The following is a 12003-nucleotide window of genomic DNA, read 5'->3' on the forward strand; positions in this document are numbered from 1 at the left end:
TAACGTATTACCGGTTTTGAGTTTTTGCATGATTCAGCAGGAAAAGAACCATGTTTACTAAACGTCACCGCATCACATTACTGTTCAATGCCAATAAAGCCTATGACCGGCAGGTAGTAGAAGGCGTAGGGGAATATTTACAGGCGTCACAATCGGAATGGGATATTTTCATTGAAGAAGATTTCCGCGCCCGCATTGATAAAATCAAGGACTGGTTAGGAGATGGCGTCATTGCCGACTTCGACGACAAACAAATCGAGCAAGCGCTGGCTGATGTCGACGTCCCCATTGTTGGGGTTGGTGGCTCGTATCACCTTGCCGAAAGTTACCCACCCGTTCATTACATTGCCACCGATAACTATGCGCTGGTTGAAAGCGCATTTTTGCATTTAAAAGAGAAAGGCGTTAACCGCTTTGCTTTTTATGGTCTTCCGGAATCAAGCGGTAAACGTTGGGCCACTGAACGCGAATATGTATTTCGTCAGCTTGTCGCCGAAGAAAAGTATCGCGGAGTGGTTTATCAGGGGTTAGAAACCGCGCCAGAGAACTGGCAACACGCGCAAAATCGGCTGGCAGACTGGCTACAAACGCTGCCACCGCAAACCGGGATTATTGCCGTTACTGACGCCCGGGCGCGGCATATTCTGCAAGTATGTGAACATCTACACATTCCCGTACCGGAAAAATTATGCGTGATTGGCATCGATAACGAAGAACTGACCCGCTATCTGTCGCGTGTCGCCCTTTCTTCGGTCGCTCAGGGCGCACGGCAAATGGGCTATCAGGCGGCAAAACTGTTGCATCGTTTATTGGATAAAGAAGAGATGCCGTTGCAACGGATTTTGGTCCCGCCAGTCCGCGTGATTGAACGACGTTCAACGGATTACCGTTCGTTGACTGATCCTGCGGTTATTCAGGCCATGCATTACATCCGTAATCATGCCTGCAAAGGGATTAAAGTAGATCAAGTACTCGATGCGGTCGGAATCTCACGCTCCAATCTTGAGAAGCGTTTTAAAGAAGAGGTGGGTGAAACCATCCATGCCATGATTCATGCCGAGAAGCTGGAGAAAGCGCGCAGTCTGCTGATTTCAACCACCTTGTCGATCAATGAGATATCGCAAATGTGCGGTTATCCATCGCTGCAATATTTCTACTCTGTTTTTAAAAAAGCATATGACACAACGCCAAAAGAGTATCGCGATGTAAATAGCGAGGTCATGTTGTAGCGATGATGAGAATTATCGGCGTCGCATCAGGTAACTCAGCACAACCACCTGATACGAGCAAAAGCCTTATCCGCCTGACAAGTCGGATAAGGCTCGAGGAAATGCAATTACATATGCGCCGCGATTAACCGTTGGTTATCCTGGTACATTGCGAACAGGTAGTTGTTATAACTCTTCCCTTTGGTCGAGTAGCCCTTCAGCTTGTGAATCATCGCTGTGGCAGTCACTTCCTGATCCGCTTTACGCAGTTGTGCACGCGATTTACGGAACGAAGAGTAAGCCGGGTGCGTATTGAGGTTAGTGACATAGGCGCTCACCGATTCTTTGACAGAACTAAACTGTGAGTACCCTTTCACTTTACCCGGCGCATTGGTACAACGTCCTTTCATGCATTTCATGCCGAACAGGTTGTTGTTGTTGCGCGCCAGCTTTGACGTTCCCCAACCGCTTTCTGCTGCAGCCATCGTCGCCACCATACTGGTAGGGATAATGTCTACGCGTTCAAGCAAGGTATTCCACGGGATTTTTCGCGTATTACCAGACCACTTCACCTTGTAGCGTTTGGCGATGTCTTTCAGACGCGCACGCTCAGCAGGTGACCATTGGCCCTGATACTGTTTTGAAATCAGCCAGTTACGTTCCGCAGTAATGGCCGCATTTTGGCTGGTAATGTAAGGCATTACAGTCCGGAGAAACGCCTTTTTCCTTGGTGTTCCGGAAGGGTATTTTCGCAAATCAGGAAGTGAACTACTCTTTGCACTATTGCGAGAATACTCTTGTTTACTGCTTACCTGTTTATTACTAGCTTTAGTTAAGTGGGACTTTTGACTCGCTGTTGTTGTGTGCGTCTTCGCTAACACCTCACTCGAAAACACCAGAGTGAGTAACATAAGAATCATCGCCCCATATCGTCGTATGGGAGTCAAAATCATCAGGTCTCCTGGTCGGATTTAATCATTCCAACACCTTATATTTTTTACAAATTTGAGAGTTGAATCTCAAATCATATCAAAAATAGCTGTCAAGAGCACCCCAAGGAATAGTCCAAATCTGAAACTATGTCACGAGTTAACGATTCAGATTGGCGCTAAATCGCAGAAAATGTGGGGTTTATCGCAAAATTCAGCCGTTTTTTGCGCGCGATCGCTCACCCTTGCTTCTCATCCTGTGGACTTACCGCTCAGGGATGAGTTTTGTCTGGCTTATCGCTGGCAAACTGTCTGAAATCGCAGCAATAAGGACTCATCCGCCATGAAACTCGCCGCCTGTTTTCTGACACTCCTTCCTGGCTTCGCCGTTGCCGCCAGCTGGACTTCTCCGGGGTTTCCCGCCTTTAGCGAACAGGGGACGGGAACATTTGTCAGCCACGCGCAGTTGCCCAAAGGTACGCGTCCACTAATGCTAAATTTTGACCAACAGTGCTGGCAGCCTGCGGATGCGATAAAACTCAATCAGATGCTTTCCCTGCAACCTTGTAGCAACACGCCACCTCAATGGCGATTGTTCAGGGACGGCGAATATACGCTGCAACTAGACACCCGCTCCGGTACGCCAACATTGATGATTTCCCTCCAGAACACCGTCGAACCGGTAGCAAGCCTGGTCCGTGAATGCCCGAAATGGGATGGATTACCGCTCACACTGGATGTCAGCACCACTTTTGCGGAGGGAGCCGCCGTCCGGGATTATTACAGCCAGCAAATTGCGATAGTGAAGAACGGTCAAATAACGTTACAACCCGCTGCCACCAGCAACGGTTTACTCCTGCTGGAACGGGCAGAAACTGACACATCCGCCCCTTTCGACTGGCATAACGCCACGGTTTACTTTGTGCTGACAGATCGTTTCGAAAACGGCGATCCCAGTAATGACCAGAGTTACGGACGTCATAAAGACGGTATGGCGGAAATTGGCACTTTTCACGGCGGCGATTTACGCGGCCTGACCAACAAACTGGATTATCTCCAGCAGTTGGGCGTTAATGCTTTATGGATAAGCGCCCCATTTGAGCAAATTCACGGCTGGGTCGGCGGCGGTACAAAAGGTGATTTCCCGCATTATGCCTATCATGGTTATTACACTCAGGACTGGACGAATCTTGATGCCAATATGGGCAGTGAAGCCGATCTACGGACGCTGGTTGATAGCGCGCATCAGCGCGGTATTCGTATTCTCTTTGATATCGTGATGAACCACACTGGCTATGCCACGCTGGCGGATATGCAGGAGTATCAGTTTGGCGCGTTATATCTTTCTGGTGACGAGCTGAAAAAAACGCTGGGTGAACGCTGGAGCGACTGGAAACCTGCCGCCGGGCAAACCTGGCATAGCTTTAACGATTACATTAATTTCAGCGACAAAACAGGCTGGGATAAATGGTGGGGAAAAAACTGGATCAGAACGGATATCGGCGATTACGACAATCCTGGATTCGACGATCTCACTATGTCGCTGGCCTTTTTGCCGGATATCAAAACCGAATCAACTACCGCTTCTGGTCTGCCAGTGTTCTATAAAAACAAAACGGATACCCACGCTAAAGTCATCGACGGCTTTACCCCTCGCGATTACTTAACCCACTGGTTAAGTCAGTGGGTCCGCGACTATGGGATTGATGGTTTTCGGGTCGATACCGCCAAACATGTTGAGTTGCCCGCCTGGCAGCAACTGAAAACCGAAGCCAGCGCTGCACTTCGCGAATGGAAAAAAGCTAACCCCGACAAAGCATTAGATGACAAACCTTTCTGGATGACCGGTGAAGCCTGGGGCCACGGCGTGATGCAAAGTGACTACTATCGCCACGGCTTCGATGCGATGATCAATTTCGATTATCAGGAGCAGGCGGCGAAAGCAGTCGATTGTCTGGCGCAGATGGATACGACCTGGCAGCAAATGGCGGAGAAATTGCAGGATTTCAACGTGTTGAGCTACCTCTCGTCGCATGATACCCGCCTGTTCCGTGAAGGGGGCGACAAAGCAGCAGAGTTATTATTATTAGCGCCAGGCGCGGTACAAATCTTTTATGGCGATGAATCCTCGCGTCCGTTCGGTCCTACCGGTTCTGATCCGCTGCAAGGTACGCGTTCGGATATGAACTGGCAGGATGTTAGCGGTAAATCTGCCGCCAGCGTCGCGCACTGGCAGAAAATCAGCCAGTTCCGCGCCCGCCATCCCGCAATTGGCGCGGGCAAACAAACGACACTTTCGCTGAAGCAGGGCTACGGCTTTGTTCGTGAGCATGGCGACGATAAAGTGCTGGTCATCTGGGCTGGGCAACAGTGATTTTTCCGGCTTCCCGTTCGTCAGTACCTCGGGAAGCCGCCAACCAGGATAAAATGTCAGCCCTAATCAGCATTGCAGGATAAAGCACCGCTCACTCTTCAACAGACCGATTTGCACCCCAGCAAATGTAGCGTTATTGTTACCTTCCTTGCTACAGAGTTCGACAGATATCCCGCTATGACATTCTCCCTTTTTGGTGACAAATTTACCCGCCACTCCGGCATTACGCTGCTGATGGAAGATCTGAACGACGGTTTACGCACGCCTGGCGCGATTATGCTCGGCGGCGGTAATCCGGCGCAGATCCCTGAAATGCAGGACTACTTCCAGACGCTACTGACCGACATGCTGGAAAGTGGCAAAGCGACTGATGCACTGTGCAATTATGACGGTCCACAGGGGAAAACGGAGCTACTCACACTGCTTGCCGGAATGCTGCGCGAGAAGTTGGGTTGGGATATCGAACCACAGAATATTGCACTAACAAACGGCAGCCAGAGCGCGTTTTTCTACTTATTTAATCTGTTTGCCGGACGCCGTGCCGATGGTCGGGTCAAAAAAGTGCTGTTCCCGCTGGCACCGGAATACATTGGCTACGCTGACGCCGGACTGGAAGAAGATCTGTTTGTCTCTGCGCGTCCGAATATTGAACTGCTGCCGGAAGGCCAGTTTAAATACCACGTCGATTTTGAGCATCTACATATTGGCGAAGAAACCGGGATGATTTGCGTCTCCCGGCCGACGAATCCAACAGGCAATGTGATTACTGACGAAGAGTTGCTGAAGCTTGACGCGCTGGCGAATCAACACGGTATTCCGCTGGTGATTGATAACGCTTATGGCGTCCCGTTCCCGGGTATCATCTTCAGCGAAGCGCGCCCGCTATGGAATCCGAATATCGTGCTGTGCATGAGTCTTTCCAAGCTGGGGCTACCTGGCTCCCGCTGCGGCATTATCATCGCCAATGAAAAAATCATCACCGCCATCACCAATATGAACGGCATTATCAGCCTGGCACCTGGCGGTATTGGTCCGGCGATGATGTGTGAAATGATTAAGCGTAACGATCTGCTGCGCCTGTCTGAAACAGTCATCAAACCGTTTTACTACCAGCGTGTTCAGGAAACTATCGCTATCATTCGCCGCTATTTACCGGAAGATCGCTGCCTGATTCATAAACCGGAAGGAGCCATTTTCCTCTGGCTATGGTTTAAGGATTTGCCCATTACGACCGAGCAGCTCTACCAGCGCCTGAAAGCACGCGGCGTGCTGATGGTGCCGGGGCACAACTTCTTCCCGGGACTGGATAAACCGTGGCCGCATACGCATCAATGTATGCGCATGAACTACGTACCAGAGCCGGAGAAAATTGAGGCGGGTGTGAAGATTCTGGCGGAAGAGATAGAAAGAGCCTGGGCTGAAAGCCACTAAAAATTGCCTGATGCGCTACGCTTATCAGGCCTACATGATTTCTGCAATATATTGAATTTGGTAGAATTTGTAGGCCGGATAAGGCGTTTTAGCCGCATCCGGCATAAACAAAGCGCACTATCCCTGCGTTGAGAAACGCCGGAAAAACGTTTCAAACAGGCTGCTGCCGTAGCCGATGCCGCTGCACTTTCTCGACATCCATGCACTGCAACGCCTTTGTCGGGCAGGCTTCAACACAGGCCGGCCCCGTCGCCCGATGCCAGCACAGATCGCACTTAATCGCCCTCGCCTTTTTGCGCGAAGAAACGACCTCCATCGCACCAAACGGGCAAGCCAGCATACAGCTTTTACAGCCAATGCAACGTGATTGTTCAACGAAAATATGCCCATGTTCGCGGCTTATCGCGTCAACAGGGCACACATTTGCGCACGGTGCATCTTCACACTGATGACAGGCTACTGCCGTGGTGTAAGTATGATCTTTAATGACACGAATACGGGAAATAAACTCGTCTGGTGACAACGCAGCGCAATCCTGATTCTCCTGATGCGACACTGCGCAAGCCACTTCACAGGTACGGCAACCGATACATTTCGTCGCATCCGCAATAATAAACCGGTTCATGATCACTCCTTTGCACTAAAACAGCAGAGTGCCAGAGAGCGCGTCCCTACTGCTTTGATCCAACGAAGGAAATGTTAAAGTTTTGGCACTTGTCCAAAGGGTTATGTAATCGCGCCCTGGTCGTCCCTGACAGTAAATCCCAGTTCATTAGAAATAGCCTGCGCGGTTTCACGCAGTGGTTTCAGGAGATTTTTCTCTCCCACCTGTTTCAGACGTGATGTCGAAAGCGAAATCGACACGGCGTACGGCACCCGCCCATGAATATCAAACACCGGAACAGCAATACAGGAGACGCCGAGTTCGTTTTCTTCTCTGTCCATCGCCGCTCCACTTTCACGAATGTGCGCCAGTTCGTCGAACATCGCGGGCAGCTCGGTAATGGTATTGCGGGTTAACGGCTGGATCTCATGCTGATGGCTTTCCCAGTATGACTTCACGTAGTCCGGGTGACCAAACGCCATGTAGATCTTGCCCATTGCGGAACAGTAGAGCGGCATATGCTGGCCTATATAGGCACGGGTTCGCAGCATCCCGGTTGTGGGTTCCAGCTTATAAATCAAAATAGCGTGATCGTCTTCGCGGCTGGAGAAGTTAATAGTTTCACCAGTGGCGATGTTCAGAGCCTCAAGATGCGGAGCGGCGATATGAATGATATTCAGCGAAGATAGCGCCTTCTGCCCGACGGCAATAAATTTGGTGGTCAGGCGATAACTCCCTGCGGCGGGCGCGGTGGTCACATAGCCGCAGGACTGTAATCCCTGCAATAAGCGATGGACGGTACTCTTATTTAAACCAGCCAGCTCCGAAAGATGCGCCAACGGACAACCGTTTGGATAGTTGCTCAAAATCTCAATCAGCATCAACCCACGAAACAGACTCTGGCTTCCGGCTGGGCGCTCTTTTTCCTGCGCCATCTCGTTCTCTTTTTTTCCCATCACTTCTTTCCCCATTTTGTCGCGTCCTGATGGTAGCGCAAAGTGTGCCGTAGTTCACGATCTCGACAGATAATTTATAACCACTTGATTTTTAAGTTTTTTGAAATTCATCAATCAGATTGCTTTGTTAAAAAGTGATTGATATATTTGAAATCAAGTTTCGTATATTGAAATTTTAAGCCAAAAAAGCGATCAAAAAAACAAGGAAGCCTGGGATGAAAGTGACATTTGAGCAGTTAAAAGCAGCCTTTAATCGGGTCTTAATTTCACGCGGCGTTGACAACGAAACGGCTGACGCCTGTGCAGAGATGTTCGCCCGCACCACCGAATCCGGCGTTTATTCTCACGGCGTTAATCGTTTCCCTCGTTTCATTCAACAACTGGAAAACGGCGATATCATTCCTGATGCCCAACCCAAACGTATAACCAGCCTCGGCGCAATTGAACAGTGGGACGCCCAGCGTTCGATCGGTAACCTGACAGCGAAAAAGATGATGGATCGCGCCATTGAACTGGCTGCCGATCACGGTATTGGTCTGGTGGCACTACGTAATGCCAACCACTGGATGCGCGGCGGCAGCTACGGCTGGCAGGCGGCGGAAAAAGGCTATATTGGCATTTGCTGGACCAACTCCATCGCCGTAATGCCGCCGTGGGGCGCAAAAGAGTGTCGCATCGGCACCAACCCGCTGATCGTCGCCATTCCTTCTACCCCAATCACCATGGTCGATATGTCGATGTCGATGTTCTCTTACGGCATGTTAGAAGTTAATCGCCTGGCTGGTCGTCAGCTCCCGGTAGATGGTGGCTTTGATGATGAGGGCAATTTGACCAAAGAACCTGGCGTTATCGAGAAAAATCGCCGCATTTTGCCGATGGGCTACTGGAAAGGTTCGGGCATGTCGATTGTGCTGGATATGATCGCTACCCTCCTTTCTGACGGCGCATCGGTTGCCGAAGTCACCGAGGACAACAGCGACGAATACGGCATTTCACAAATTTTTATTGCCATTGAAGTGGACAAGCTTATCGACGGTCCCACCCGCGATGCCAAACTGCAACGCATCATGGATTACGTTACCAGTGCCGAGCGTGCTGACGAAAATCAGGCTATTCGTTTACCCGGCCACGAATTTACTACCCTGCTGGCAGAAAACCGCCGTAACGGTATTACCGTTGATGACAGCGTGTGGGCAAAAATCCAGGCGTTATAAGGAGATAAGCCATGATTTTTGGACATATCGCGCAGCCCAATCCGTGCCGTTTGCCCGCCGCCATTGAAAAGGCGCTCGATTTTCTGCGCACCATCGACTTCAACGCCCTGGAACCGGGCGTTGTCGAAATCGACGGCAAGAATATTTATGCGCAAATTATCGATTTAACCACACGCGAAGCGGTAGAAAACCGTCCGGAAGTGCATCGTCGATATATCGATATTCAGTTTCTGGCGTGGGGTGAAGAGAAAATCGGCATTGCTATTGATACGGGAAATAATAAAGTCAGCGAATCACTATTAGAGCAGCGCGATATTATTTTTTATCACGATAGTGAACATGAATCATTTATAGAAATGATTCCGGGCAGCTACGCTATTTTCTTCCCGCAGGATGTTCATCGCCCGGCATGTAATAAAAATGCCACTACGGCAATACGCAAGCTCGTGGTTAAAGTGGCCCTCGCTGCTTTATAAAAAATGATTACTGGAGCACATAATGAAAACGAATAATGCCGGTTATATTATCGGCGCGTATCCCTGTGCACCTTCTTTTCACCAAAGAAGTGAAGAGGAAGAGAAGGATTTCTGGCGACAATTATCTGAGACTCCAGACATTTTGGGGCTGGAACAACCTTGCCTGGAAAATTTTCACCCGCTGGGCGATCAATGGTTACTCCGTCATACGCCAGAGAGCTGGAAATTTGTCGTCACCGCAGTGATGGAAACCATGCGTCGCCGCAGCGAAAACAGCGGGTTTGGTCTCGCCTCCAGTGATGAAGAACAGCGCCAGGCCTGCGTGGCGTACTATCGCCACCTGTTCAATAAAATCAACTCATTGCAGGCTAATAAAGTGCTCGCACTGGAGCTCCAGGCTGCACCGTTAGCAACGAATCCTAATGTTATGCAAGCGACGGACGCTTTTGCCCGCTCATTGAAAGAAATCGCCAGTTGGGACTGGCCGTGCAAGCTGGTGCTGGAACACTGCGACGCCATGACATCTTCTTCCCCCCGAAAAGGCTTTTTGCCTTTAGAAAATGTGCTGGAAGTTATTACCGATTATGACATCAGCATCTGTATCAACTGGGCGCGCTCTGCCATTGAAGGGCGCAATACAACGCTGCCGCTGACCCACACCCAAATGGCGAAACAAGCCGGAAAACTCGGCGCGTTAATGTTCTCTGGTACGACGCTAAACGGGGCATACGGCGAATGGCAGGATTTACACGCACCGTTTGCACCATTCTGCGCAGAAAGCCTGATGACCACAGATCATGTTCGCGAGTTATTTAATGTAGCAGAATCGTCAACATTGCATTTTGCTGGCATCAAGCTACTGGAAATAAATGCGACGGCTGATGTGCACCATCGCATCGAAATATTACGTAACGGCATTCACTCTCTGAATGAATCTCGTTAAATAGTTCCGCTTATATATCACTTTGAATATCTAATTAGCCGTTTTCTGATAATTATTACGAATATTAACAACATTAGCGCATAAAAAATATTGCATAACCAGAAGGACTCGTTATGAAACGGATACTCGAAGGCATTCTTGCGATCATCATCGCAATACTGTCTTGTATTATTTTTATTAATATCATTCTTCGATATGGATTCCACACAAGTATATTATCGATTGATGAATTATCCCGACTTTTATTTGTCTGGTTAACCTTTATTGGCGCAATCGTTGCTTATATGGACAACAGCCATGTGCAGGTTACTTTTTTAGTCGAAAAACTCTCACCGGCTAATCAACAACGTGTTTCGCTGCTAACCCATACGCTCATTTTATTGCTGTGTCTGGGGCTGGCCTGGGGCGCTATAGAAAAAACAGCGCAAGACTGGAGCAACTTATCGCCCATTCTTGGCGTCCCCGTTGGCTTAATGTACGCCGCCGCTATCCCCACCAGTCTGATTATCGCATTGCTGGAATTGCGTCACTTATACCGGCAGTTCACAAATACCCCCAGCCGAAACCAACAAGGAGCCTGACGATGACAATCCTTATATTTATTGTCAGTTTGTTAGGGGCTATCGCAATTGGCGTTCCCATCGCCTGGGCATTATTACTGTGCGGCATTTCATTGATGTTCTGGATGGATATCTTTGATGTGCAAATTCTGGCACAAACGTTGGTAAATGGCGCAGACAGCTTCTCCCTGTTAGCCATCCCCTTCTTTGTACTGGCGGGTGAGATCATGAACGCGGGCGGCCTGTCGCAACGTATCGTCGACTTGCCAATGAAACTGGTAGGCCACAGGCCAGGCGGTCTGGGTTACGTGGGCGTGCTGGCAGCGATGATCATGGCAAGCCTGTCCGGTTCTGCGGTTGCTGATACCGCAGCTGTCGCGGCGCTGCTGGTGCCGATGATGCGCCAGGCCAACTATCCGGTAAACCGCGCCGCCGGGCTTATCGGTTCCGGCGGGATTATTGCGGCCATTATCCCGCCTTCCATACCACTCATTATCTTCGGCGTCTCCAGCGGACTCTCCATCAGCAAACTGTTTATGGCGGGCATTGCGCCAGGCATCATGATGGGCGTCACGCTGATGGTTACCTGGTGGTGGCAGGCAAAACGACTGAATTTACCTTGTCAGCCGAAAGCCTCACTGCGAGAAGTCTGGCAATCCTTAGTTTCCGGTATTTGGGCGCTCTTTTTACCGATAATTATTATTGGCGGTTTCCGTTCGGGGTTATTTACACCGACCGAAGCAGGCGCGGTTGCCGCCTTCTACGCTCTGTTCGTCTCGGTGGTGGTCTATCGCGAGATGACCTTCTCCACGCTTTATCATGTGCTGATTAACGCGGCAAAAACCACATCCGTGGTGATGTTCCTGGTGGCCTCTGCTGCGGTATCTGCATGGCTTATTACGATCGCCGAATTACCCATGATGGTATCGGAGCTATTACAACCGTTGGTTGATTCGCCTCGCTTATTATTCATCGTCATTATGCTCGCTATTATGGTGATCAGTACGGTCATGGACTTAACGCCTACCGTATTAATTCTTACACCAGTATTAATGCCATTAGTGAAAGAAGCGGGAATAGATCCGGTCTATTTCGGCATCATGTTTATTATCAACTGTTCAATATCACTGATTACGCCTCCAGTCGGTAATGTTCTTAACGTGGTATGCGGCGTGGCGAAACTTAAATTTGACGATGCGGTAAAAGGCGTTGCGCCTTACGTCATGGTTTTATTCATGTTGTTAGCATTATTTATTTTTATACCGGAGCTCATTACCGCTCCTCTTAAATGGATGAGTTAAAAGGAAA

Annotated in this window: 11 protein-coding genes; 8 read left to right on the plus strand and 3 right to left on the minus strand. The window is 49.6% G+C overall.

Features of this window, described 5'->3' with window-relative positions:
* The first annotated feature begins 50 nt into the window (after positions 1–50).
* On the plus strand, positions 51–1229 hold the full coding sequence (gene xylR, locus C4F37_RS06370; RefSeq protein ID WP_001467806.1) for a D-xylose utilization transcriptional activator XylR: 1179 nt from the start codon (positions 51–53) through the stop codon (positions 1227–1229).
* A gap of 107 nt (positions 1230–1336) precedes the next feature.
* Here xylR and C4F37_RS06375 read toward each other — a convergent pair whose 3' ends face one another.
* A complete protein-coding gene (locus C4F37_RS06375) occupies positions 1337–2161 on the minus strand; it encodes a protein bax (RefSeq protein WP_001297957.1) in 825 nt (274 codons plus the stop codon).
* 319 nt (positions 2162–2480) lie between these two features.
* Between C4F37_RS06375 and malS the strand changes: the two genes are divergently transcribed.
* Together malS and avtA are read left to right on the plus strand one after the other, a co-directional pair.
* A complete protein-coding gene (malS, locus tag C4F37_RS06380) occupies positions 2481–4511 on the plus strand; it encodes an alpha-amylase (protein ID WP_001540044.1) in 2031 nt (676 codons plus the stop codon).
* A gap of 177 nt (positions 4512–4688) precedes the next feature.
* Positions 4689–5942 carry a valine--pyruvate transaminase gene (gene avtA, locus C4F37_RS06385; RefSeq protein ID WP_000144359.1) on the plus strand — a complete coding sequence of 418 codons (1254 nt, stop codon included), beginning with the start codon at positions 4689–4691 and terminating at the stop codon, positions 5940–5942.
* A 151-nt stretch (positions 5943–6093) separates the two neighbouring features.
* Here the strand turns inward: avtA and C4F37_RS06390 are convergent, their stop codons facing one another.
* Positions 6094–6567 (minus strand): 4Fe-4S binding protein, encoded by a 474-nt coding sequence (locus C4F37_RS06390; RefSeq protein WP_001337793.1) that lies wholly within the window; start codon positions 6565–6567, stop codon positions 6094–6096.
* 101 nt (positions 6568–6668) lie between these two features.
* Positions 6669–7517, minus strand: coding sequence for an IclR family transcriptional regulator YiaJ (gene yiaJ / locus C4F37_RS06395; RefSeq protein ID WP_000514241.1), 849 nt, complete (start codon positions 7515–7517; stop codon positions 6669–6671).
* A gap of 200 nt (positions 7518–7717) precedes the next feature.
* Between yiaJ and yiaK the strand changes: the two genes are divergently transcribed.
* The 5 genes from yiaK (at position 7718) to yiaN (ending at position 11996) form a co-directional block, all read left to right on the plus strand.
* Complete coding sequence (yiaK, locus tag C4F37_RS06400) at positions 7718–8716, plus strand: 3-dehydro-L-gulonate 2-dehydrogenase (protein ID WP_000869018.1); 999 nt, start codon at positions 7718–7720, stop codon at positions 8714–8716.
* Positions 8717–8727: 11 nt separating this feature from the next.
* Positions 8728–9192 carry a YhcH/YjgK/YiaL family protein gene (locus C4F37_RS06405; protein WP_001540050.1) on the plus strand — a complete coding sequence of 155 codons (465 nt, stop codon included), beginning with the start codon at positions 8728–8730 and terminating at the stop codon, positions 9190–9192.
* A gap of 22 nt (positions 9193–9214) precedes the next feature.
* Complete coding sequence (locus C4F37_RS06410; RefSeq protein WP_000856282.1) at positions 9215–10135, plus strand: DUF4862 family protein; 921 nt, start codon at positions 9215–9217, stop codon at positions 10133–10135.
* Between the two features lie 113 nt (positions 10136–10248).
* Positions 10249–10716, plus strand: coding sequence for a 2,3-diketo-L-gulonate TRAP transporter small permease YiaM (gene yiaM, locus C4F37_RS06415; protein WP_000821446.1), 468 nt, complete (start codon positions 10249–10251; stop codon positions 10714–10716).
* 2 nt (positions 10717–10718) lie between these two features.
* Entirely contained in the window at positions 10719–11996 is a 1278-nt protein-coding gene (gene yiaN, locus C4F37_RS06420) for a 2,3-diketo-L-gulonate TRAP transporter large permease YiaN (RefSeq protein ID WP_000153839.1), read from the plus strand.
* Positions 11997–12003: the final 7 nt, after the last annotated feature.

The sequence above is a fragment of the Escherichia sp. R1 genome (genome assembly GCF_003000935.1).
In the GTDB taxonomy this organism is placed as follows: domain Bacteria; phylum Pseudomonadota; class Gammaproteobacteria; order Enterobacterales; family Enterobacteriaceae; genus Escherichia; species Escherichia coli.